Source organism: Pseudoalteromonas aliena SW19, assembly GCF_014905615.1.
Classification (GTDB): domain Bacteria; phylum Pseudomonadota; class Gammaproteobacteria; order Enterobacterales; family Alteromonadaceae; genus Pseudoalteromonas; species Pseudoalteromonas aliena.
The window spans coordinates 315,100-338,521 of the sequence record NZ_AQGU01000029.1 but is presented as its reverse complement, the minus strand read 5'-3'; the positions used below and the strand labels follow the sequence as shown (position 1 = coordinate 338,521).

20 protein-coding genes are annotated in these 23,422 nt (G+C 39.6%); 8 read left to right on the top strand and 12 right to left on the bottom strand.

Annotated features, from left to right (window positions below):
• Nucleotides 1–28: 28 nt before the first annotated feature.
• Both PALI_RS17905 and PALI_RS17900 read left to right on the top strand, forming a co-directional pair.
• Nucleotides 29–922 carry an AraC family transcriptional regulator gene (locus PALI_RS17905; protein WP_193156949.1) on the top strand — a complete coding sequence of 298 codons (894 nt, stop codon included), beginning with the start codon at nt 29–31 and terminating at the stop codon, nt 920–922.
• Between the two features lie 82 nt (nt 923–1,004).
• On the top strand, nt 1,005–2,036 hold the full coding sequence (locus tag PALI_RS17900) for a LacI family DNA-binding transcriptional regulator (protein WP_193156947.1): 1,032 nt from the start codon (nt 1,005–1,007) through the stop codon (nt 2,034–2,036).
• Between the two features lie 95 nt (nt 2,037–2,131).
• Here PALI_RS17900 and gtfA read toward each other — a convergent pair whose 3' ends face one another.
• Entirely contained in the window at nt 2,132–3,604 is a 1,473-nt protein-coding gene (gtfA, locus tag PALI_RS17895) for a sucrose phosphorylase (protein WP_193156945.1), read from the bottom strand.
• A gap of 176 nt (nt 3,605–3,780) precedes the next feature.
• On the opposite strand from gtfA, the gene PALI_RS17890 reads away from it, so the two are divergent.
• The 3 genes from PALI_RS17890 (at nt 3,781) to PALI_RS17880 (ending at nt 8,632) form a co-directional block, all read left to right on the top strand.
• The gene (locus PALI_RS17890) at nt 3,781–5,007 is read left to right on the top strand and encodes an MFS transporter (RefSeq protein ID WP_193156942.1); all 1,227 of its coding nucleotides are present in this window, start codon (nt 3,781–3,783) and stop codon (nt 5,005–5,007) included.
• Nucleotides 5,008–5,178: 171 nt separating this feature from the next.
• Nucleotides 5,179–7,575 carry a TonB-dependent siderophore receptor gene (locus PALI_RS17885; protein ID WP_193156940.1) on the top strand — a complete coding sequence of 799 codons (2,397 nt, stop codon included), beginning with the start codon at nt 5,179–5,181 and terminating at the stop codon, nt 7,573–7,575.
• Nucleotides 7,576–7,684: 109 nt separating this feature from the next.
• Nucleotides 7,685–8,632, top strand: a complete 948-nt coding sequence (locus PALI_RS17880; RefSeq protein ID WP_193156938.1) for a carbohydrate kinase family protein — start codon at nt 7,685–7,687, stop codon at nt 8,630–8,632.
• A gap of 45 nt (nt 8,633–8,677) precedes the next feature.
• Here PALI_RS17880 and PALI_RS17875 read toward each other — a convergent pair whose 3' ends face one another.
• The 3 genes from PALI_RS17875 to PALI_RS17865 form a co-directional block, all read right to left on the bottom strand.
• Complete coding sequence (locus PALI_RS17875) at nt 8,678–9,067, bottom strand: nuclear transport factor 2 family protein (protein ID WP_007378859.1); 390 nt, start codon at nt 9,065–9,067, stop codon at nt 8,678–8,680.
• A gap of 82 nt (nt 9,068–9,149) precedes the next feature.
• Nucleotides 9,150–9,800 carry a DsbA family protein gene (locus PALI_RS17870; protein ID WP_193156937.1) on the bottom strand — a complete coding sequence of 217 codons (651 nt, stop codon included), beginning with the start codon at nt 9,798–9,800 and terminating at the stop codon, nt 9,150–9,152.
• 41 nt (nt 9,801–9,841) lie between these two features.
• Nucleotides 9,842–10,720: an MBL fold metallo-hydrolase gene (locus PALI_RS17865; RefSeq protein ID WP_193156935.1), complete on the bottom strand. Its 879-nt coding sequence runs from the start codon at nt 10,718–10,720 to the stop codon at nt 9,842–9,844.
• Between the two features lie 119 nt (nt 10,721–10,839).
• Between PALI_RS17865 and PALI_RS17860 the strand changes: the two genes are divergently transcribed.
• Nucleotides 10,840–11,727 (top strand): LysR family transcriptional regulator, encoded by an 888-nt coding sequence (locus PALI_RS17860; RefSeq protein ID WP_193156933.1) that lies wholly within the window; start codon nt 10,840–10,842, stop codon nt 11,725–11,727.
• 95 nt (nt 11,728–11,822) lie between these two features.
• Here PALI_RS17860 and PALI_RS17855 read toward each other — a convergent pair whose 3' ends face one another.
• The 3 genes from PALI_RS17855 to PALI_RS17845 all read right to left on the bottom strand — a co-directional run bounded on the left by PALI_RS17855 (nt 11,823) and on the right by PALI_RS17845 (nt 13,664).
• Nucleotides 11,823–12,203, bottom strand: a complete 381-nt coding sequence (locus PALI_RS17855) for a SpoIIAA family protein (RefSeq protein ID WP_193156931.1) — start codon at nt 12,201–12,203, stop codon at nt 11,823–11,825.
• 98 nt (nt 12,204–12,301) lie between these two features.
• The gene (locus PALI_RS17850) at nt 12,302–12,994 is read right to left on the bottom strand and encodes a cupin domain-containing protein (protein ID WP_193156929.1); all 693 of its coding nucleotides are present in this window, start codon (nt 12,992–12,994) and stop codon (nt 12,302–12,304) included.
• Nucleotides 12,995–13,043: 49 nt separating this feature from the next.
• Nucleotides 13,044–13,664, bottom strand: coding sequence for a glutathione S-transferase family protein (locus tag PALI_RS17845; protein WP_193156927.1), 621 nt, complete (start codon nt 13,662–13,664; stop codon nt 13,044–13,046).
• Between the two features lie 227 nt (nt 13,665–13,891).
• On the opposite strand from PALI_RS17845, the gene PALI_RS17840 reads away from it, so the two are divergent.
• On the top strand, nt 13,892–14,410 hold the full coding sequence (locus PALI_RS17840; RefSeq protein ID WP_024597781.1) for a TetR/AcrR family transcriptional regulator: 519 nt from the start codon (nt 13,892–13,894) through the stop codon (nt 14,408–14,410).
• 86 nt (nt 14,411–14,496) lie between these two features.
• On the opposite strand, the gene PALI_RS17835 is transcribed toward PALI_RS17840, so the two are convergent.
• From PALI_RS17835 to PALI_RS17815, 5 genes are all read right to left on the bottom strand, one after another.
• Nucleotides 14,497–15,963: a carbon starvation CstA family protein gene (locus tag PALI_RS17835; protein WP_193156925.1), complete on the bottom strand. Its 1,467-nt coding sequence runs from the start codon at nt 15,961–15,963 to the stop codon at nt 14,497–14,499.
• A gap of 258 nt (nt 15,964–16,221) precedes the next feature.
• Nucleotides 16,222–17,139, bottom strand: a complete 918-nt coding sequence (locus PALI_RS17830; RefSeq protein WP_193156923.1) for a carbohydrate kinase family protein — start codon at nt 17,137–17,139, stop codon at nt 16,222–16,224.
• Between the two features lie 2 nt (nt 17,140–17,141).
• Nucleotides 17,142–18,665: a mannitol dehydrogenase family protein gene (locus tag PALI_RS17825; RefSeq protein ID WP_193156921.1), complete on the bottom strand. Its 1,524-nt coding sequence runs from the start codon at nt 18,663–18,665 to the stop codon at nt 17,142–17,144.
• A 34-nt stretch (nt 18,666–18,699) separates the two neighbouring features.
• On the bottom strand, nt 18,700–20,421 hold the full coding sequence (locus PALI_RS17820; RefSeq protein ID WP_193156919.1) for a purine-cytosine permease family protein: 1,722 nt from the start codon (nt 20,419–20,421) through the stop codon (nt 18,700–18,702).
• 275 nt (nt 20,422–20,696) lie between these two features.
• A complete protein-coding gene (locus PALI_RS17815) occupies nt 20,697–21,371 on the bottom strand; it encodes an HAD family hydrolase (protein WP_193156918.1) in 675 nt (224 codons plus the stop codon).
• Between the two features lie 417 nt (nt 21,372–21,788).
• Here PALI_RS17815 and PALI_RS17810 point away from each other — a divergent pair, with 417 nt between their 5' ends.
• A complete protein-coding gene (locus PALI_RS17810) occupies nt 21,789–23,324 on the top strand; it encodes a catalase (protein ID WP_193156917.1) in 1,536 nt (511 codons plus the stop codon).
• Nucleotides 23,325–23,422: the final 98 nt, after the last annotated feature.

Genomic DNA, 23,422 nt, shown 5'->3' with positions numbered 1-23,422 from the left:
CACACTAATAAAAACCTAAAGGATTGATATGCACACATCTCAGTTAAATAAAAAACGCCAACAACTTGATGTATTAATAGAAAACAAAGTTTCGTTTGCGGCCGATAACAGTGAGTTGAGTATTTACGACACGTATCAAAGTGCGCAAAAGGTGGCACTGCACTCAAACGAGTTACTATTTTGTGCCATGCTTAGCGGCAAAAAGGTAATGCACGTAGAAAGCAGCCAATACCATAAAGCATTTTTACCACACGAGTCGTTTGTATTAGCGCCAGAGCAAGGTGTATTAATTGATTTTCCACAAGCCTCAATGAGTACCCCTACCACCTGTTTAGCCATTGAAATTAGCAAAGACAAAATAACGAGCGTGGCTAATGCACTTAACATGCAGCAAAACTTTGCACTCGATGGCTTATTTGAATATGTACCTCAGTTAGTGCATACCCAGCATAATATTCAAACGCAGCAGTTATTAGAGCGCATGGTGCATTTATTTAATGAGCAAGGCGCACAGCGACATTACTTGATTGATTTATCGTTAAACGAATTGATCACCCGTTTATTACAACAACAAAGCCGCGAGCTATTGCTAGCTAGCTGCGATAAGCCACGCCTTAAAACAACAGTGAGCGATGCCCTGCTTTATATTGAAGAACACTTAAGTGAAACGCTCGACATAAACACCTTGTGCAAAATAGCCTGCATGAGCCGAAGTAAGTTTTATCAACAATTTAAACTCGCATTTGGCACTACCCCAGCCCTTTGGCAGCAACAGCTAAGACTAAAAAAAGCGCGTACTCAATTGCTACAAGGCCATGCAATTAGTAAAGTTTGTTTTGATGTTGGATTTAATAGTGCGAGTCATTTTAGCCGTTTATTTAAACAAACCTTTGGCATTGCCCCTAAAGAGTGCCGACATTAGCCCTAAAATCTCATTTTTTACTTTGCTAACTCGCTGAATATGTTAATTTATTAATACCCTGTTTAATGGCTAAGAGTAATTAATGAGCAAACCAATCCGCTGGACCCTAAAAAGTATCGCTAAAGAATTAGGCGTGTCTAATGCGACGGTTTCTAACGCGTTTAATCGCCCAGATCAACTCTCTGCCAAACGCCGTGAAGCCATACTTAATGCATGTAAAGAGCTTGGTTATTATGGGCCTAATAAGGCCGCGCAATCATTGCGTAACGGCACATTTAATATTGTGGCTTTAGTGTTGCCCGATAGTGTGGAATACATGGTATCGGACCCTGTGGCTAGTAGCTTTATGCGCGGTGTTACCTCGGTGCTTGAAAAAAACGGCATTAATATTTTATTGTTTTCAGGTAATAGCGATAACCTTAATAACGTGGTCGACTTTGTAGATGGCTTTATTTGTTATGGCCGCCCTCGTAATAACGCGTTAGTTGAGCAGTTAAAAACAGTGTCTAAACATGTAGTGACAATTGATTTTGATATTGCTCGCAATGCCTCTGTAAATATTAATAACGAGCAAGCAAGTTACGAAATTGCTAAACACGTACTGCATAATCAAAGCGATAAAGTGGCTATATTAGGGCTTAGGCTACTTGATGAAAACGTATTATGCCGCGTGTATGAGCATCACGAATTTGAAACCGGACAATCTATTTCGCATCAACGTTTACGCGGGTACCAACGCGCTTTAAGCGAGGCAAATATTACGGTAGCTGACGATCGTATTTGGAACATTCCTGAAAGTAGCGAGCGTTTTGCAAGCATTGCTGCTAAGGAGGTTTTAAGTGCCTCCCCTCGTCCTAACGTTATTATTTGTATGAGTGATTTAATTGCCCTTGCCACAATGCGAGAAGCAATAAAACAAGACATCAAAATAGGTGAAGAACTGCGTATTGTGGGCTTTGATGGTATTGATGAAGCAGCCCGGTTTGTACCTCGCCTCACCACTATTCATCAAAACAGCCAAGAAAAAGGCGTTATAGCCGCTGAATTATTTATTTCTAAAGAAGAAAAAACTCAGGAAGTTAGTTACGAATTAGAGATAGGTGCGAGTAGTTAGCTTACAAACCTTGTAATAGTTTTATGTGTTAAAAAGCCAAGCTTAAGTAGCTTGGCTTTTGCTTTACATGGCGTTTGTAAATTACTTTTATAACATTAAGCTAAAAATGAATTTAAGTTAATCGTTGTTTCTTCATCACCGTTTATCTGCGTAATAAGTGCATGGCGTAATTTAAAATCAACAGTGAGTGAAATAGTTTGCTCATCTAGTTGCCACGATAAACAACACATACTGCCTTCACCTTGGGCGCTAAATTCACCTGCAAACGCGGGGTGTGAATTGCGAATTTTAATTAATTCAATTAAACCTTTTACTACAGGCTTATTTAAGGCCTTGTCGATTATATTTGCATCTAAATATGGGCGGTTAATATCACGGCCAACATTTGTATTAGCTAATAGCTCCATATCATTCTCGCAAGCAAATAGGCCGCCGTAATACACTTGTGGTACACCTGGTGCAAAAAATTGAATTGCACGCGACAGTAAGTAATCAAAGTCTTTAGCGCCTAATGCGTTGTAGTACGTACAGTTAACTTGATATAAGTCGACATTACTCGCCGCAGCGCCCGTAGCTTGGCGGCTTTGGTTGTTGCTGTTAGCGTGCATAGTTTCTACTAGGTTATCAATCTGATGTGCATTTAATAGCCCTGGTTTGTCGCCCATTGGACCTGCGTCAATAATGCCAATACCGTCGTGTGTATCAAGTACAGTTAAGCAATTACGTGGCGAAATTTGTAACCATTTGAGCAGTGCATCTACATCGTTGTTAAATAAGCTGTGTAAAATAAGCGGTGGTAACGCAAAGTCGTAAACCATATTTACGCGTTTTGCCACTTCTACCTGAGTTTGATAATGGCTATGAATTTCTGCAATGGTTTCCATGCCTAAATCGTTTGCTTGCTTAGATAAGTTATCTAGGTAGCCAAACGTTTCATCAAGCATAAAGCAGTTAGTGCCAGCTTGCTTAATGGCGTAACCCGCCGCATCTAAACGAATAATATTTACATTGTTAGCCGAAAATTTAGTAAGTACGTTATTTAAATACGCAACACCGGCTTCTACTTTTACGTTTATGTCAATTTGGTTATCGGTAAAAGTGGTCCAAAAGTCATACGTTTTACCATCACCACATTTCATTGGAGTAAAGCAACTACCAGGACGTGGGCGGTAAATTGCTTTTTGCTCAGCTTCACTCATACCATTTGGAAATACATCATCTTTGGTTAAAAACAAATCCCAAAATTCTGATTGCTTACCTTTAGCTAATACATCTTGAAACTGAAAAGACTGCGCCGATACATGGTTAACAATTAGGTCTGCCATTAAGTCGAGATCTTTACCTAATACTTGTATGTCTTCCCAAGTGCCTATTCTAGAATCAACTTCACTATGATCAATAGGGTCAAAGCCAGCATCGCTGCCATCAATAGGATTATAAAATGGCAATAAGTGCACACCACCAAATACGCCTTTTAAAGGGCCGTTTAAAAGTGTGGTTAGCGCGCCTATATTTTGGCCAGTGATTCGATCAGCATATGTGATCAATTGAACTTTATTCTTCATCATTGTGTGATTACCATGTTGAAACTTAATCGATTAAGATATATCTTTAACTAGCGAGTAATAATTTACAAGTAATTTTTAATAATTTTACATACAAATTTCGTGTCTCACGTAATACTACAGTAAGCAACTGACTGACTTACGAAGTGTTAATAGAGAATTTAACGAGGAATAAACACATGACAAAATCACACACACACGTAAGCAGCGACCCACTGCAACAAATACGCTGGCTTACATACATGATGTTTTTTATGTTTGCCATGACCTCTGACGCAGTCGGCATGATAATCCCCGAACTTATAAAAGATTTCGGTTTGAGCATGACTCAAGCTAGTGCATTTCATTACGCTCCTATGGCACTCATTGCCTTTAGTGGATTATTTTTAGGCTTTTTAGCTGACAGCCTTGGCCGTAAAAAAACCATTATGCTAGGTCTATTAATATTTTCCGCGAGTTGTTTTTTATTTGCATTTAGCACCAGTTTTACTTTCTTTTTAGTATTGCTTTGCTGCATAGGCTTGGCCATTGGTTTATTTAAAACCGGCGCGCTGGCATTGCTTGGCGATATTTCACATAGTAACGACGACCATACTAAAACCATGAACAAGGTTGAGGGCTTTTTTGGCATTGGCGCTATTGTAGGCCCTGCTCTAGTTGGTGTTTTATTAGTGCAAAACGTTAGTTGGACATACCTGTATATTACTGCGGGCATAATGTGTTTAATCCTTGCTTTATTAGCATGGCGCGCAGACTATCCTGACGTAGTTAAAACAACTGAAAAGCCAGCCTCTTTGGCCACCACCATGAAAATGGTAAAAAACCCTTATGCACTTGGCTTTTCTTTAGCTATTGCACTTTATGTAGCGACTGAAGTGGCTATTTATGTATGGATGCCGACGCTATTAAAGGACTACACAGGCTCTTGGCCGCTCCTTGCCACTTATGCACTTACTATATTTTTTATACTACGTGCTGCAGGTCGTTTTATTGCCGTATGGTTACTAAATCGTTATAGCTGGCAAGGTGTTATGGCTTATTTAAGCTTAGGTATTGCGCTTTGTTATGTGGGTACACTTATTGGTGGCGTTGACTGGGCTGTAGGGTTACTACCTCTTTCAGGTTTATTTATGTCTATGGTTTATCCAACTTTAAACTCTAAAGGTATATCGTGTTTTCCTGCTGAGCGCCATGGAGCCGTAGCCGGCGTTATATTATTTTTTACCGCATTATCGGCTGCTTTAGCTCCTTTATTTATGGGTATGATCAGCGATTACTTTGGCCATGTGCGCTATGGCTTTTACTTAGCAACAGGGTTTGCCGTGATTTTATTTGTAGCTATGTTATTCAATTATTTACGCGACCCATCAATGAGTGCTTTACAAGAAAATAACCCAACAGCTTAATAAATTTGTATCTCAATACAATAAAAAATACTTTTAAAATCAACATATGAATAATAAAAGAGCAAATTAAACACAAAATAATTTGCTTATTGTAAAATATTTGTTATTTTTACTTAATCGATTAAGTGAAAATAACAAATCCTACTGGGATCAACACAACGAGGCGTTCACATGACAACACACAATACACCTTTATATTTAATCAGCGCTTTAGCACTTGCCGTAAGTCAAGGCGTTAACGCACAAGAAACAGACCAAGCAACACCTGAAGCATCACAAAACAAAGGTCTTGAAACAATAGTTGTAACCGGCGTACCACGTCGAACAACAATCATGGCTTCAAGCGTTTCAGTTAGTAGCGTATCACTTGAACAAGTTCAGGTGTCTACTCCTCGCTCAACAGCCGAGGCTTTTAGAATCATTCCTGGTATTCGTGCAGAATCGACAGGTGGCGAAGGTAATGCAAATATTGCTGTTCGTGGCCTGCCAGTTGCTTCAGGCGGTGCAAAATTTTTACAATTACAAGAAGATGGTTTACCTGTACTGCAATACGGTGATATCGCTTTTGGTAATTCAGATATTTTTATGCGATTAGATAACACTGTGCAAACTATCGAATCGATTCGTGGTGGCTCAGCATCTACTGCAGCAAGTAATGCACCTGGTGGCATTATTAACTTTATCTCTAAAAATGGCGAAAACGAATCTGGCAGTGTATCTACAACTCTTGGCTTAGATTACGACAGCGTTCGTACAGACTTTGAATACGGCACTTATTTAACCGATAGCGTGCGTTTTCATGTTGGTGGCTTTGTTCGACAAGGCGAAGGCCCGCGCGAAACAGGTTACACGTCTAATAAAGGTGGCCAAATAAAAGCTAACCTTACAAAAGATTTCGACAACGGTTACGTTCGCCTTTATTACAAACACTTAGACGATAAGAGTGTTGGCTACCTTCCTATGCCAATGTACTCAAATGGTGACTCTATTGCTGGCTTTGATGCGCAATCAGACACACCTCACTCAGCGTTATTTACTAAAACAGTACGTTTAAATGGTGAAAACCAAATCAGTAGCGGCGATATCCGCGATGGTATGAATCCAAAAGTTGACTCTGTTGGTTTTGAAGCTGTATTTGATTTAGATAACGATTGGCGTATCGAAAACCGTTTTCGTAAATCATCAATAAGCGGCAACTTTAACTCGCTTATTCCTGCAGAGGTTGGCAGCGCATCATCTATTGCACAGAGCATTGGTGGTGTAGGAGCAACACTCAGTAACGCAAACACGGGCGCTGCATTTAACGACGACCTCGCTATGCGAATTCATACGTTTGACGTAACAATGAACGACTTCGATTCATTAGTTAACGACTTTAAACTAACTAAATCGTTTGATGATGACACCAGCATTACCTTTGGTTATTACGCGTCAACTCAAAACATTGCTATGTCGTGGTTATGGAATTCATACCTTATGGAGCTTAAAGGCGACAATGCAGCATTATTAAATGTTACTGCAGCTGACGGTACTGAATTTTCAGAAAATGGTTTATATGCATATGGCACACCTTACTGGGGAAACTGTTGCCAACGTGATTACGACACAGAGTACGACACCCGTGCACCATATGTTGCATTCTCTACTAAATTGGGTGACGTAAGCATTGATGCAAGTGCCCGTTACGACAGTGGCGAAGCTCGCGGTAACTATGCAGGTGCCGTAACATCAACTGTAGATATGAACCGCGACGGTGAAATATCAATTCCGGAACAAAACGTTGCAGGTATTGATATTGCCAACGCCAGCCCAGTAAATTACGACTGGAACTATTCTTCATATTCAATTGGTGCTAATTATCAAATTGACCCAAGCCTTGCTACGTTTGCACGTATTAGTAAAGGTGGGCGTGCAAATGCTGACCGTCTTTTATTTGGTAAAGTACGCGCCGACGGCTCTGTTGCAAAAGAAGACGCTGTTGATGAAGTAAACCAGTTTGAGTTTGGTGTTAAAAAGCGCTTTGATTCATTATCAGTGTTTGCTACTGCGTTTTTTGCCGAAACTGAAGAGCAAAATTTTGAAGCAACATCACAAACGTTTTTTGACCGTGAATACGAAGCAAAAGGGATTGAAATAGAATCTACTTACTTTATTGATGCATGGGATTTTCGCGGTAATTTAACCTGGACCGATGCAGAAATAGCAAAAGATGCCCTAACTCCTGACGTTGTAGGGAACACGCCACGCCGTCAAGCTGATTTAATTTACTCACTAATGGCTCGTTACAGCTATGAAAAAGGTGCGGCAGGTTTAAGCTTTATTGGTACAACTGATGCTTACGCGCAAGATAATAATGACCTTAAATTTGATGGTTACACGCAGGTAAATGGCTTTGTAAGCTACGACCTATCTGAAAACCTTAATATTGCGCTTAATGTGAATAACCTATTTGATACAGTAGGTATTACAGAAGCCGAAGAAGGCTCAGTACCTGAAAACAATATTATTCGTGCCCGTACTATTAACGGCCGCACAACGTCGGTAACTTTAAAATACGCTTTTAACTAAATGTGTGTATTGCGCTGCGGTGAGTAGTCACTGTAGCACCTTTTAAAGTATAAATAACACCCTTCACGTTTTTTAGCCTAGCCTTGCTAGGCTTTTTAGGATATTCCAAATGACTAAACTTCTGTGCTTAGGCGAGCTATTAATTGATATGCTGCCACAAGACTCTCAAAACAGTGCTTATTTACCTATCGCAGGCGGCGCACCTGCTAATGTAGCCGTAGGCTATGCAAAGTTAGGTGGTAAAGCTGCTTTTTGTGGTGGTATGGGCGATGACTACTTTGCCAAGCAACTTGCTAAAGCACTTACACAATACAATGTAAGCACTGACTACTTATTTACAGTTATGGGCTCGCAAACTGCAATGGTAATAGTTAGCCTTGATGATACAGGCGAGCGCAGTTTTAATTTTTATCGCCAAAATACGGCCGATTTGCTTTTAACGAGTGTTCACTTGGCGCAAATTCAATGGGAGAAACTAAGTACCCTACACTTTTGTTCAAACACGCTTACCAATAACGCAATTGCGCAAACTACATTTAGCGCTTTGCAGCTTGCTAAAAGTAACAATAAATTAGTAAGCTTTGATGTAAATTTACGCTACAGCTTATGGCAAAGCATAGATGATATTGAAGCAAATGTACGTGCTTGCTATGAGTATTGCGACATAGTTAAACTCTCTCGTGATGAGTTAAACTTTTTAGCAGAACAAACAAAGCAGCTACCCGAGGGTTATTTACAATCACTTTTAGATGTTGGTGTTAGCGTAGTATTTTTAACAGATGGTCCTGAGCCTGCGACAGTTTATCATAACGAATTCACGCTAAGTGAATCGGCACCAATTATTACAGCAGTTGATACAACAAGCGCAGGCGATGCTTTTATTGCTGGTGTTTTATATTATCTAAACCATAACAATGAAGATGTATTACTTACTACTAAAATAAATGATGAGAAAATAGTAAAACGCGCCCTCAACTTTGGCCTAAAATGCGGCTCAAAAGCCTGTTTAGCTAAAGGGGCATTTCCGGCATTACCTGTGCTGGCTGATGTACTTTAATAGACCTAATGTTTTGTAAGTTCAAATATATGCAGTAACGCGTTGTTACTGCATAGCATCAAACACCATTTTACTATCCACTATTTGTTCAAAGTGCGTTATTTTTTGATTTTTAAGCTGCCAAATATGCGCGACCCTAGCTTGCATTTTTTTACCCGTTTTAATATAAGTACCAGAGTACGTGCCATACACTACAACAGTATCATCTTGGGATAAGTAGTTTTGTGGCGTAAACGTGTAGTTATACCACTCGCTTGCAAGCTTTTGAAAAACATGTTCAGTAATGTCATTCATACCATGGTATGTACCAGCATAAGCAAAACCGTCAGCCTCTTTCCAAGTAATAGTATCACTTGCATGAGCAACTAGATTTTGCCCATTCTCTTGTGATGTTGTGCCTTCATACGTACTTTTAATTATGTCTATGTTGCTCATTTTCACACACCCTTGCACTATAAAAAGGAAGCTCAATAAAGCTGTAATATAAACAGCTTTATTATTTAGAAGTTTCATCACACTATACTAGCGCAACTGATTGCTGTAAGTAGGTAACCCACTGCTCAGTTTTTCCATAATAATGGGCTATATCAGCTTTTTTCCACTTACCTGTGTCAAATTCAAATGCTGCACTAGGAAAACCTTGCCCATGAATATCGTGTAATAAGCCGCGGCTTTGTGCTATATGTTGATCTGTTGCATCGCCTTCTAGCGCATTAAAGTGGGTTTCAAATAAGGCCTTGTTTAAACCCAGCTCCAATGCAATATCAGCCAGTACATGCAGCTGCATAATGTTTTTACCCTGAGCATAATAAGCATGTTGAATACTATTAAGCATTTCCCCACCTGATATACCAAGCTCTTGCGCTGCCAATATAGCGGTAATAGCCTGAGCCGAGTTGAGTATAATATCGTTGGTTTTTAAAAGCCCATCGGTATAGTTACTACCAAATACCTGACCTGTTTTCTTCGCTATGACACTGTCGTTTTTAAGTGCAAATTCACGCCATGCAGGAGTCACAGGTTTGACATTATCACCTGTTAGCATGCCTCCACTGTGTACTTTTACAATTAAACCATCAATATTTTCAGCAGCGGTGATCAAGGGCACGCTGCCATAAGTCCAACCACATAAAGGGTCAACAATTATATGTAACGTTGCGTTTTTCATTAAATATTTCCTATCAAAATAATTGCTTAACGCAAGGGCACTTAGTGCCATTGCATCTCACCCATAACCACTTTTGAGCCCAACTCTAAAATGCTTCTTGCACCTAAACCAGGGTAGGCTTGAGTCATGATCTCTACAAATTCAGTTGAGTTTTTTGAACTTTTTGCAGCGCTATCCGCTTTATTTAAGTACCCTTTCATGAATGACACACCAGAAAGGTCTTGTTTACTGCCCTGTAAAAAGTGACCTGGAATAACAGTCTGTGGTTTTAAATTCTCAATGTTATCTAATGTTGACTGCCAAGTTTGACGCTCTGCGGCAGTGCTCGAATCAGCCAACCACACATGCATTTGATCAAATACTACAACCCCACCCAGCACTGTTTTTATAGAAGGGATCCAAAGGTAAGTATGCTTTGGATCATGCTGTAAATTTTTAATAATAATTTCTTTCCCATCTATAGTTAGGGTATTTGATAGTATTACTTCTGGCAAAATAAGTTCTTTTGGTGCGTTGCTCTTTAAAATAGGCCCCCAATAATTTAACTTTCCTTGCATTGAGCGTTTAATATTCTCTACTGTTGATTTAGTCGCTAATAACTTTGCTTTTGGAAAAGCAGCTTTAATTACATCTAAACCAAAGTAAAAATCAGGGTCGCTGTGACTAATATAAACAGCTGTTAATGTTTTACCGCTCGCTTTTATTTTTTCAACCAATGCTTGTGCATCATTACGCTGAAATTGGGCATCCACTAATAACACTTCGTTATTACCACTTATAATGCTTGATGAGACAGCAAAAATACTTTTGTCTTGTGGGTTATATACATCCACAACTAATTCACTTTGCGCTAATACCGGTTGCATTAATGTGCTTGCTAATAAAGCTGTTGCTGCTAATACGTGTTTAACTTTTTTCATTCTCAGTAGCCTGTTTGTTATTTCGTTAAGATGAGGCTATTGTATGTTGCAATTTAAGAATTAAAAACTAGCCAGAATGCAACTATCTGTTGCATAAATCGAACATATAGGCAAAGTGAATGGATAGAATTATTGCAGCTGATGTATTTATAAAAATTGTAGAGCAGAAAAGTCTAGCCGGTGCTGCCCGTGCTTTAGATATGTCTAGATCTATGGTTACACGGTATTTGAATCAAATGGAAAAGTGGGCAAATACCCAACTACTCCATCGGTCAACAAGAAAAATAACACTCACGGCAGAGGGTGAAAAAGTACTTAATCATAGCCGAGAGCTCATTGCCATCGCCCAAAACATTAGTGCGCCGATAGAAAGTAATAACAAATTAAACGGGCAAATTAGGTTGTCGTGCTCGCCTTTTTTAGCACATGATGTACTACCAGATATGTTCCAACAATTCTTACGCGCTCACCCCGAAGTCAGTATTGATGTACAAATTAGTAATCACGTTACAAATTTAGTAGAAGAGCGAATAGATTTAGCAATTAGAATTACCAATGACTTAGATCCTAATATAATTGCTCGCCCACTTGGGAAATGCCATTCAGTATTATGTGCAAGCCCAGAATATTTAGAAAAAAACTCTAAGCCTATAACTACGGATGATTTGAGTCGCCATAACTGTTTAAACTATTCACGGTTTGAAAAAAGTATGTGGCATTTTTCACACCCTGAAAAACCCGTATCTGTGGCGATTGCTGGTAACTTCAGTGCTAATGATTCGAGCTTACTGTTAAAAGCTGCTCTTAATAATCAAGGAATAACTCTACAACCTAAGTTTGCTGCGCAGAAATATATAAATAATGGAAAGTTAATACATTTACTACCACACCTTAAACCACAAACTTTGAGCATATACGGTATTTACCGCTCCAGGAAACATCAATCACTTGCACTTCGTTCATTTATTGATAGCTTAGTAACGTATTTTGATAAAATTGATACCTAACAATAAGCAAAAACTATTAGACGCTCGCTATAAGTCCTTTATTTAAGAGTTGAAATAGCGCTTTGTAAGCGCTATTTTTTGGGAGAAGGGATTTATTATTCGTCTAACCAATCTATGGCTGCGGTAGCATTTTCAAAGTATTGAACCTCACCCGATATAAACCAGTTACCTATTTTTGCCATTCGAGCTTGCCACTCTTTATTACCGTAAATAGCTACTTTTTTAAATTCTTTAGAGTGCTTAACACCTAATTTTAAGTCATCCCACGCTGCGCGTAATTCCCAACCTTCAAGTTCGCTACCATCTATTAAGGCGTTCACGACTGGGTGCTTAACTTCGCCAAGAGCTGAGTTTATCATTGGGGTAATTATCTTGTAATCGTCGTGAGTAAGCGTACCAACGGCTTTGAGTTTTAAAAAAAACTCTCTTCCTGCACGTTCAAGACCAATAGATAAACCATGTGCTGTGTGTACCATTACTGCTCTCCTTAAATAGGCTGAGTGGTAAAAGTACACCTTCTAAAATTAATTAGTCCTGAACTAAATTAATAAATAGTCTCAAATAAACGACTCAATTATGCATTTTGTACGCGAGATATCTGGTTTTCTACATCAGTTAAATGGCCCGTTTTAAGCCATACTTTTGCACCATTACTTCCCGCTTTAACGTTAACGGAGCTATTAATAGGCACTCTTAACCAACTGTTTTTTACAAGAGTATCGGCTTGCTCATCAAATGAGCCTTCAAGTACTAAGAACTCTGCTCCACCTTTTGCGTTTATAACCATGCAGGCGTTGGGCTTAAAGTGCAACAAGCTTACGTCTTCAAAGTCGTCTTTGTATAAAGGAGTTACGGCGACATTTTTAAAACTAGGGTGCGCCGTACTTTGCATCAAGTTTGTTTGCAAACGCACATGCGCTCGATCATCTGGCTGAAACTGCCATAACTTTACAAATATAACACAGCCATTTTCAGACCCCGGTTTATGCTTTGATTGCGGTGGATTACGGATATAAGAACCTGCCACAAAGTCACCATGCTCATCTTGAAATACCCCTTCAAGCACAACAAACTCTTCACCGCCTGTATGTACATGCGGTGAAAACTCACTGCCAGGTGCATAACGAACAATGGTCGTTGCGCGAGCAACTTCGTCGCCCACTCTATCGAGCGCTCGCCTATCAACTCCGGCCATTGGCGATGCAACCCACGGGAGCGTTTCGCTATGTACAACAACTCGTTTACTAAAATCGGCAGCAATTTTCATATTTGGCTCCTAACCGTAACTCCACTTAAATCTTAAACTAACAACCTAATTAACCAGCAACACTTGGACGTTGTGCTACTTTTCCTTGCCATGCAACTAAATGGGTAAGCTCATTAGGGATTGCTATTTGTGCAAACCCTGCAAACACAAGCCCCGCATACAATGTAATATCTGCAATGCTAAACTGCTCACCGCCAACAAACGCAGATTGCGCTAGTACATTATTAAAATAGCTAAACCCTTGGCGTGCTTTTTCTCCTTGTTTTTCACCCCAAGCCACATTTTGATACGTTTCAAGCTCTGGGCCTAAGCCATCAGTTGCATGATGAAAGTAAGTTGCTACAGCGTCAAGCACCATAGATTCTGCGCGCTTTTGCATCATGTTAATTACTGCACGCTCTTTTGCTGTTTTACCCATTAACGATGGGCCTTCAAATGCGGTATCAATATACTCAGTAATAGCGGTACTTTCTGATATAAACGTGCCGTCATCTAGCTCTAATACGGGCACTCCTGCTAATGGATTTTTAGCTAAGAAGGCTTCTGTTCTGTGCTCACCATTTAATAAATCAACAGGTACAAACTCAACATTTGCAGTAGCATTTTTTTCAGCAAAAGCGATACGAACACGAAGTGGATTGGGAAAGTTTTCTACATCATAAATTTTCATAGCAATCTCTATCTTTATTGTTTAAAAGTGAATTAATGGCAGCAACCTACCTATCGATAGGTAATTTATAATATTAAACTAAATTTAAGTCAACGTTTAAATTTTTCTGATTTATAGGATTTAACTTAATTCATTGTAAAATTAGGGGGTTGCTTAAAAATAAAAATGCTTGTAAATAACTACCTATCGGTTGATAATTTTACTATTGCCGATAGGAAATATTAAAAATGAGTAAGAAAGAAGCTTTATTAAAAGCAGCCGAAAACAAGGTGCGCCTTGGCGGGTACAGTAATTTTAGTTTTAGAGAGCTCGCCAGCGAAGTCGGCATTAAAAGCGCCAGTGTGCACTATCACTTTCCGACTAAGGCCGATTTAGGTGCAGAGCTTGCTCATCAATATACTAATTCTTTTTTAGCTGCGTTAGGCGAGCCAAGCGAGCTTAAAGCAAGCGGTAAAAATCCTATTGATGTGTACACTCAGCTTTTTAGAAGTGCATTAGTTACCGACCGTAAAATGTGTTTATGTGGGTTACTAGGAGCCGAAAGCGATAGCCTTCCAGATAAAGTACGCCTTGAAGTAAAACGCTTTTTTAATCAAAATTTAACATGGCTTAGCGCTGCGCACTTAGCTAATGGTGAACTAAATCCTACTAAAGCGGCTATTCAAACAGTAAGCTTGCTTGAGGGCGCTATGATGATAAGCAAAACGCTCGACGATAACAGTTACTTTGAACTTGCAACTCAGTAATACCTAAATTTTCTACACAAAAAAGCGAGCTATTCGTTATGAATAGCTCGCTTTTTTAATGCTTGAAATAACTTATGTGATTATTATTACATTGCTGGTTTAACTTTATGCTTTGAGTGCACAATTGCTAAAACAATTAAGCCAATCACTGTAACTACAGCGCCAATAGGTTTACCTAAATCACTTGATAAGTTAAGTCCAATCGCTGCGGTCGCAATATAAGACAGTGTTACCGCAGTGGCAATAACAGCAGGAACACTGGCGATCCAATGAAATGTACCACGGTCAAACAAGTACTTAGTGGCAAGCCATAATACGCTTGTAGAAAGCAGCATGTTTGAGAATGCAAAGTAGCGCCAAATTAATGAAAAATCGAGCTTCGTCATAAAGTACGCAATCGTCAGTATAGGAACAGCCAATAATAAGCGGTTACGTAAACTTTGTGGAATATTAAACGCATCAACAACTGTTAAACGTAGTGAGCGAAACGCTGTATCACCAGAGGTAATTGGGAATACGGCGACTGCAATAATTGCCATTATACCGCCAAATACACCTAAGTAACTATTCGCTACATGGTTTACTACTAAACCTGGACCACCTTGATCAAGCAATGCTTTTAAGCCTGCGTAACCCTCTGGGAACGCTGCAATACCAGCAAGTGCCCATACACAACCAACAATACCTTCACACATCATTGCGCCGTAATAAACTGGACGTACGTATTTTTCGTTCGTTAAACAGCGCGCAATAATAGGCGCTTGCGTAGAGTGAAAACCACTAATAGCACCACAGGTAATTGTTATAAATAACAATGGCCATGTTGGTAATCCATCAGAGTTTGGTTCTAAAAAGTCATGTGCGTGGTCGGCTTCAAAGTAGGCTAAAAAGTCACTTGGTACCGGTAAGTGCGGCGCATTAATAAGTAATGAAATAGCAATTGCCACTGTCATTACAATCATTAGCGCGCCAAAAATTGGGTAAAACTTAGTGATAATTTTATCAATTGGTAGCAAGGTAGCTAAAAAGTAATACGCTAAAATAGCAAGTACCCAAAAGGTATTATTTGCCAGTATTGTCCCTTCAAAAAAATCAAGGTTACTTAGCAAACCTGCTGGGCTCATAATAAATACCACACCTACAAAAAACAGTAACATGGCAGTAAATACAAGCATAAAACCTTTAAATACGACGTTGTAATAATGGCCTGCAATTTCTGGTAGGCTTTTACCGTCTTCTTTTATACTCATTACACCTGAGAAGAAGTCGTGTACAGCGCCACCTAAAACATTACCAAGTACAATCCATACTAGTGCAACAGGGCCGTATAATGCACCTAAAATTGGACCAAATATTGGGCCTACGCCAGCAATGTTTAAAAACTGAATTAAAAATGCTCTTACAGGGTGAATAGCGACGTAATCGACACCTTCGCTAAAGCGTTTTTGTGGTGTGTCAGCAGTTGGATCCAAGCCGGCTTGTTTTTCAACAAATGGGCTGTAAAACTTATAACCCATTATTAAAATAGTGAGGCAGATAAAAAAGATGATCATAAAGCACGTTTCTCTTTTTGTATTTTAGTTATAGAGCGCATTGTGTATCGCCCCGCCTTTTCAATCCGTGAATAATCGACGAACATTAACAAAGCTTTACCTTTCAAACAATAAGACGTTTAGCTAATACTATAGTCGATATAAGCCATAATTTACGCAACCTGCGCACTTAAAACTCACTTATCGCCTGCGTCTTATTTAAGGCACAAAAAAAGCGGTTAAACTTTTACGTTATAACCGCTTTCACACACAATTTTTTTAAAGTGGGTTCATAAACTCACTAATTTGTTGATGCGTTAAAGTGGGTGTTGCACCAGAATTTTCGGCAACCATAGCGCCAACGGCACATGCAAAGTCAACGGCATATTGCGCGTCGTCATTGCTACAAAGCTGATAAATTAACGAACCTAAAAATGAATCCCCTGCGCCAACAGTGTCAATTACGCTAATTAAATAACCTGAATTATAAAAATTCTCGCCTTTGATTGTTAATAAAGCACCGTGACTACCTTTGGTTACACATAAGTAATCGGTATTTGTTTGCTGTGCTATAAACGCTAAGTTTTGTTCGAGCGAATGAAACTTACAACCCATCGCTTTTGCTATTTCGTATAACTCTTCATCGTTTAATTTAATAAAGTCTGCTTTATTCATTAAATCTACCAGTGTTTCTAGCTTGTAATACGGTGCACGTAGATTTACGTCAAATACTTTAAAGTTTGCTACATCAACTAGTTGGTTTAATGTTGCCAAAGACGCTTCACTTCGCCCAATTAGGCTGCCAAATACAAATACATCGCTACTTTTAACTTTACTAAGTAACTCATCTGTAAGCGCTATATTATCCCACGCAGTGTCTGTCACTATTTCGTAACTTGCAGAACCTTTGCTGTCGAGTGTTACCTCAACCGTGCTAGTTTTTTTATCACTATTGATAGCAATGTATTCGCAGCTTACGCCTTTGCTAGTAATTTCACCGAGTAGCTCAGCGCCTAACTCGTCGTTACCAACAGCGCTGATCATATCGGCTTTAATGCCTAGTGAGTTAATACGCACACACATATTAAGTGGCGCGCCACCTAAGCGTTTACCTGAATCAAAACAATCCCACAGCACTTCGCCAAAACAGCTAACACTTACGTTTTCGCCTGATTTATGATTAATTAAAATGCTCATAATTAGTTACTCTTTTGATCAAGTACAGCCTGCATAATGGCTTTAATTTTACTATTAGGTGCATACAACGCAGCAATCGACTTTTTATATTCAGCAGTAAACGTCTCGTTATGCTCAAGCTTACCAAACAAGCTCGTTAACTTTAAAAATGCAGTCGGGCTAGTTAGAGTCTCTTGCGCGTAAGAATTAAGCTCTTTGTGCATCGCATCTTGAATTTCAAGTTGCTTGCCGTTTTCACTTAAACCTTTATCGCTGTATAAACACCAAGTAGCAATAACAAGCGTTGCCAGTGACACATCTCGACCTTGTACTAGGTTTTCGTTAATTGTGGCAATTAAAAACTTAGGCAGTTTAGCTGAGCTTTCACTGCAAATACGCGCTAGGCTGTCTTTAATATTAGGATTAGCAAAACGCTCTATTAACGTATCCTTGTAGCTTTCAAGGTCAATGCCTTCAAGTGGTTCAAGATTTGGCGTTACTTCTTTATCCATAAAAACACGCAGGTATGTGGCAAACAATGCATCAGATACCGTTTCGTCAATAGTGCCATAGCCATGGATTGAACCTAATAAACCAAGCACCGAATGCCCTGCATTAAGTAAACGTATTTTCATGGTTTCATAAGGCGTTACATCAGTAACAAACTGTGCACCAACAACGTCCCAATTTGGACGAGAGCCACTAAATGTGTCCTCTATTACCCATTGTGTAAACGACTCACAAGTAATTGGCCACTCGTCGCTAACACCATATGCATCAACCACGTAATCAATATCACTCTTTTTTGATACTGGTGTAATACGGTCAACCATCGCATTTGGAAACGATACGTTTTGCTCAATCCACTCACTTAGGTTTTTGTCTTGCTCTGTAGCAAAGGCTAAAAGCATTTTGCGTGTTACGTTACCGTTGTGCTGAATGTTATCGCACGATTGCACTGTAAACGCGCCCAGGCCTTGCTCTTTACGCAGTTTTAACGCAGCAGTAAGGTAACCAAACGCTGTAATTGGGTCATTCGGGTTATTAATGTCGTTAATAATATCTGGATTGCTGGTGTCAAACTCGCCCGTTGCAGGGTTAAAGTTGTAGCCGCCTTCGGTAATAGTAAGCGACACAATTTTAGTATCGCTGTGGGCTAACTTATTAATTACCGCTTGCTTGTCCTCTGGAGCAAACAAAAAGTCGATCATTGAGCCAATTACTTTGTTATCTATTGTACCGTCTGGGTGTCTAACAGTAAGCGTATAAAGGTAATCTTGCTGCTTTAAAACATCACGCAGACCACGGTTACCTTCTAAAAGGCCAACACCACATATGCCCCACTGCTCAGAACCTGGCGTTTTTAAAAGCTCATTAATATAAACGGCTTGATGGGCGCGATGAAAGCCACCCACACCAATATGTACAATACCGGCTTTAACTGCGCTACGGTCGTAGGTTGGTGTATCAACATGGCTTGGTAATTGCGCCAAGCTTTGTTGGTTTAGCCCTGTAACTAGAGCGTCAGTGTGTTGTTGTTGCGTCATGATGCGACCTTACTAAACAAAGATAAAATATAAATTACGATGCTGTATTGAGTACTTTATGGCGTTTTAACGACCAGTACGCAGTAACAAAATAAATAACAGTACAAATAAAACAGGCTATTTCGAACTGCGATTTATTAGCGCTGTAAATATTCATAGTTTCACTGAAAAACATCACTTGGCTGGCAAATATAAAAATAATAACCAGTGAAACCGTAGAAACTGCATTAAGTACTTTGGTAAATACAGAGCTATCAATGATTGGCTTTGGAATGTCTTTAGCCTCAGCTGCTTGATATTCTTTAATGTCACGTTGCTCTTGCTCTTGGGCTTCAATCTCTTGTGTGTAATCATCACCGGCGCCGTATTTTTTAGCTAAAAGCGTGTAAATAACGATTGTGAAAATCCACGTAGGGATAAACAAGTAGTAAAACGACATTACATCAATTGCGTTTAAGCCAAAACCGAACACAAGTGCAAGCGCCCATGAGGCAATAGCAGGCACGCTGCGGGTAATATTTTTATATTTAGCCCAGTAACGTGTTAAACCAATTTTAGGAAATAACACATGTTCAGCAAACACAATGCCGCCTACTGGTACAACTAATAAACCGGCGTAGGTAAGTAGCGGAAGCATTTGTGAAAATACAAATGGGAAACACGCAATAATTACGGTTACAACACCCACAATAGCGGTGGTGCGTTCACGTGATTGATTAACAAATATAGATTGTGCTGCAAGGCCTGCACGGTAAAGGTTTGCGTTAGCAGTAGTCCAACCGGCAATTATTACAATAACAAAGCCAGTCCAACCTAATGCATGGTATGCAACATCGCCCGGATCAAGTGATGAAATAGTTGTTTTAAGTAATACCGCAACACCTGCGCCCATAATACCGGCAGAGATCCACGCTAAATAATGACCAAAAAACATGCCCACGCCAGAAAACAAGCCATAGCTTTTGCGTTTAGCAAATCTAAAAATAGCCATGTCGATTAAACCAAAGTGAGTAATTGAGTTAGCAGCCCATGCAAAGCCAATCACTTCTAAGAGGCCAATGCCTTTTTCACCATCGGCATTGGTGCCCGTCCATATGGAGGAGTCGCCTATGGTCATAAAGTCGCTAAAGCTAGTTAAAGAGGTAGAACCTAATACGTGATTTGAAAGCTCAGGGAATAACGCGAACGAACCTGCAATAAATATAACAAATAGCCACGGCGCGCACAGTTTCGAAAAGTCAGCAACCGTAGAAAAGCCATACATAGCAACAAATACAACAATGGAGCCTACAGCTAAAACAATGGCCACAAACCAAAAGCTATTTGGATACCAATCAAGTTGCGCAGGTATATCAAACAAAAACCGCACGGCAGTGGAGGATACCGTGATCATCGCAGCCGATATCACACTAAAAATAACCACGTTAGCCCAGTTATAGAGCTTGGTCATTGAGTTACCAGCAATTTTGTTTAAGTAGTTATATAAACTTAAGCGGGTTTCTACTGCAATGGGTGCAGTAATTAGCCACCAAGAACACATTGCTAACAGGTTACCTATTAATAAACCCAGTAGAATGTCGATGGTTGAAGCGCCTAATGCAACAAACGTTGCACCAATAACAAATTCAGTAGCCGCAACATGTTCGCCAGCGTATAAGCCTGCAAAATGCTTCCAGCCGTGAAGCTTGTTATTAGCAACAGGAAGTTGCTCTTCGTTTACATCTTTAAATGTGTGTGTGTGTGGACTCGTTGCCATGGTATTTCCTATTGTTAACAGCAAAGTATTTGATACCAATCTGCATAACTATTTGAATAATTTAACGAGTTAAATAAACCCCATATTCAAGCAGATTGGTATAGTACCTACATACTTTGCCTTTTATAATTTGGCTTATAAACGCATGATGTTTTGCCGTGTTTTGTTTTATTTTTAGTAAAGCAAAACCATTTATATTTTGCGTTTGCTTGCCTGTCAGTGAGTAAGGCGAGCAAATCGCGTTTAAAACCTTGTGTTTTTAAAAAGCGGCGTGTTTACTGCTTTTTAAGTGCAGGGTATGCACTAAAAAAATCTTGCCAATGCGTTAAATGATCAACATTTGGGTAAGCACTGCGCACATGATTAACAGAGCCTTGCATATGTTGCCCACCGCTGTAATGCAGCACTTGCATGTTAGCGTCAATGCCTGCATTTACGCCGGCTTTACTGTCTTCAATCACTAAGCAATGCTCCGGCTTTACACCCATGTGTTTAGCTGCATGTAAAAATAAATCGGGTGCGGGCTTGCCACGCTTAACTTCGCAGCTGGTAAAAACCGTATCGCTAAAGTACTTACTTAAACTCACTACACTCAACGCTTTTGCGGTGCGTGCTGGGCTGCTGCTAGTAGCTATACAAATAGGCACAGCTAAATTGTTAAGTACGTCTTTTATACCGTCGGTCGTGGTTAGCACTGTTTCAAATTCGTTTAACAGTACTTCGCGGTAGTCACCTTCAAAGCTTTCAGAAAGAGTGACATTAAATGCATCCGCTATTTTTTGGCTTACTATTTTAAAGTTGCAGCCTAAAAAGTGTTGCTGTACATAAGCACGGTCAATCTCAACGCCCTTTTCAACAAGCATATTAATGAGTACTTGTGCGCTTAAAATTTCGCTATCAATAACAACGCCATCACAATCAAAGATCACTAGCTCAATGTTGGTACTCATCTTGTCACCTTATTAAAACTGTTTGGTTTAGCTAATCTAAGTATAACGAGTTAACTGCGATTAATGTTATTCAGCTTTTTGTGACACCCAGCACTGAGCATAAGCCCAACTACTGAGCATACTCCCTTTATTGCGCGGATATGTCAACACACTGTAAGTATAAAACGCACCAAGGGAATGAAAATATGATTAGCTAAAACTAAAAATCACTGTATTAAATCAACTTTATAAAAATGCATATCGACTAAGGTCGTAGATACAAAGGCTTAAAAACACATTGGAAATTTATTTCATCCATTTTACAAATCACATCAATCTAATTAATCAGTTTTACCGAAGTTAATAAAGTTAATACACTCATTAACAGTTAAACAGCCTGCACCACTGCTGGCACTTTTAAAATAGATGAGGTCGACAATGAACACTCAAATAAACAAAACAAATAAAACTAAATTAACGCTTAGTGCATTAGCACTTGCAATAGCACTACCAGCAAGTGCAGCGACAACACTGACTAAAGACAACGGCGCGGCTGTTGGCGACAACCAAAATTCAATGACTGCTGGCGAGCGCGGCAGTGTATTGTTAGAAGACGTACAACTAATTCAAAAACTACAACGCTTTGCACGTGAGCGTATTCCTGAGCGTGTAGTACATGCTCGCGGTACGGGTGCACATGGTGTGTTTGTTGCTTCAAAAGAACTAAATGATTTAACAATTGCAGCCCCTTTTGTACAAGCAGGCAAAGAAACAGAGGTGTTTGTTCGCTTTTCATCGGTAATTCACTCAAAAGGCAGCCCAGAAACACTGCGCGACCCACGTGGCTTTGCGACTAAGTTTTATACCGACCAAGGTAACTGGGATCTAGTGGGTAATAACCTGCCGGTATTCTTTATTCGTGATGCGATTAAATTCCCAGACATGGTTCACTCTTTAAAACCATCTCCGGTTGATAACATTCAAGATCCTAATCGTTTTTTTGATTTTTTCTCGTATGAACCAGGTTCTACTCACATGTTAACGTGGGTTTACAGCGACTACGGTACACCAGCAAGTCTTCGTAAAATGGACGGTTGGGGTGTACATGCATACAAAATGATTAATAAATCGGGTGATGTTAAATACGTTAAGTTTCATTGGGTAAGCCAGCAAGGTATTGATAACCTTGACGCAAAAGAAGTAGCTAAAGTGCAAAGCCAAGACTTCCAACACTTAACACGCGACCTATACAGCGAAATTGGTAAAGGTAACTTCCCAAAATGGGATCTGTACATTAAAACGCTTGACCCATCGCAGCTTGATGACTTTGATTACAACCCATTAGATGCAACCAAAATGTGGTTAGATATTAAAGAAACCAAAGTAGGCACAATGACCTTAAACCGTATGCCAACTAACTTCTTCCAATCGACGGAACAAGTAGCAATGGCACCGGCAAATGTAATTCCAGGTATTGAGCCATCTGAAGATCGTTTATTACAAGGTCGTGTGTTTTCGTACTCAGATACTCAAATGTACCGCTTAGGTGCTAACCACCAGCAACTGCCAATTAACCGTGCAAAAGTTGACGTGGTTAACTACAACCAAGACGGCGCAATGAATATTGGCAGCACAACAAGCAATGTGAATTACCAACCAAGCCACGAAGACGTAGCTGAAAACCCAATTGCACGTAGAAGCCAAACAGAGCTTAAAGGCTTTGTACAACAAGCGGCGATTAAAAAGCAGCAAAACTTCGCGCAAGCGGGTGTTTTGTATCGTGGCTTTAGCAAACAAGAACGTACAAACTTAGTAAATAACCTAGCTGGCGATTTAGGAAAAGTGCAAAACAGCAAAGTTAAACACAAAATGCTTAGCCACTTTTACAAAGCTGATAGTGAGTACGGTACACGCTTAACTAAAGCTGTAAAAGGCGATATTAAAATGGTTAAACAACTTGCAGCTAACTTATAAGCAACTAGTTAAAAGCAATTAGTCCCAACTAAATAGCTATTTAAACCACAACCATGAGGAAGGGGAAATCCCTTCCTCTTTTTATACAAGGCAATGGT

Excerpts from the sequence above, each read along its gene's own strand:
- PALI_RS17905 (WP_193156949.1), top strand. The coding sequence starts at position 29 with ATGCACACATCTCAGTTAAATAAAAAACGCCAACAACTTGATGTATTA.
- PALI_RS17900 (WP_193156947.1), top strand. The coding sequence starts at position 1,005 with ATGAGCAAACCAATCCGCTGGACCCTAAAAAGTATCGCTAAAGAATTA.
- gtfA (WP_193156945.1), bottom strand. The coding sequence starts at position 3,604 with ATGATGAAGAATAAAGTTCAATTGATCACATATGCTGATCGAATCACT.
- PALI_RS17890 (WP_193156942.1), top strand. The coding sequence starts at position 3,781 with ATGACAAAATCACACACACACGTAAGCAGCGACCCACTGCAACAAATA.
- PALI_RS17885 (WP_193156940.1), top strand. The coding sequence starts at position 5,179 with ATGACAACACACAATACACCTTTATATTTAATCAGCGCTTTAGCACTT.
- PALI_RS17880 (WP_193156938.1), top strand. The coding sequence starts at position 7,685 with ATGACTAAACTTCTGTGCTTAGGCGAGCTATTAATTGATATGCTGCCA.
- PALI_RS17875 (WP_007378859.1), bottom strand. The coding sequence starts at position 9,067 with ATGAGCAACATAGACATAATTAAAAGTACGTATGAAGGCACAACATCA.
- PALI_RS17870 (WP_193156937.1), bottom strand. The coding sequence starts at position 9,800 with ATGAAAAACGCAACGTTACATATAATTGTTGACCCTTTATGTGGTTGG.
- PALI_RS17865 (WP_193156935.1), bottom strand. The coding sequence starts at position 10,720 with ATGAAAAAAGTTAAACACGTATTAGCAGCAACAGCTTTATTAGCAAGC.
- PALI_RS17860 (WP_193156933.1), top strand. The coding sequence starts at position 10,840 with ATGGATAGAATTATTGCAGCTGATGTATTTATAAAAATTGTAGAGCAG.
- PALI_RS17855 (WP_193156931.1), bottom strand. The coding sequence starts at position 12,203 with ATGGTACACACAGCACATGGTTTATCTATTGGTCTTGAACGTGCAGGA.
- PALI_RS17850 (WP_193156929.1), bottom strand. The coding sequence starts at position 12,994 with ATGAAAATTGCTGCCGATTTTAGTAAACGAGTTGTTGTACATAGCGAA.
- PALI_RS17845 (WP_193156927.1), bottom strand. The coding sequence starts at position 13,664 with ATGAAAATTTATGATGTAGAAAACTTTCCCAATCCACTTCGTGTTCGT.
- PALI_RS17840 (WP_024597781.1), top strand. The coding sequence starts at position 13,892 with ATGAGTAAGAAAGAAGCTTTATTAAAAGCAGCCGAAAACAAGGTGCGC.
- PALI_RS17835 (WP_193156925.1), bottom strand. The coding sequence starts at position 15,963 with ATGATCATCTTTTTTATCTGCCTCACTATTTTAATAATGGGTTATAAG.
- PALI_RS17830 (WP_193156923.1), bottom strand. The coding sequence starts at position 17,139 with ATGAGCATTTTAATTAATCATAAATCAGGCGAAAACGTAAGTGTTAGC.
- PALI_RS17825 (WP_193156921.1), bottom strand. The coding sequence starts at position 18,665 with ATGACGCAACAACAACACACTGACGCTCTAGTTACAGGGCTAAACCAA.
- PALI_RS17820 (WP_193156919.1), bottom strand. The coding sequence starts at position 20,421 with ATGGCAACGAGTCCACACACACACACATTTAAAGATGTAAACGAAGAG.
- PALI_RS17815 (WP_193156918.1), bottom strand. The coding sequence starts at position 21,371 with ATGAGTACCAACATTGAGCTAGTGATCTTTGATTGTGATGGCGTTGTT.
- PALI_RS17810 (WP_193156917.1), top strand. The coding sequence starts at position 21,789 with ATGAACACTCAAATAAACAAAACAAATAAAACTAAATTAACGCTTAGT.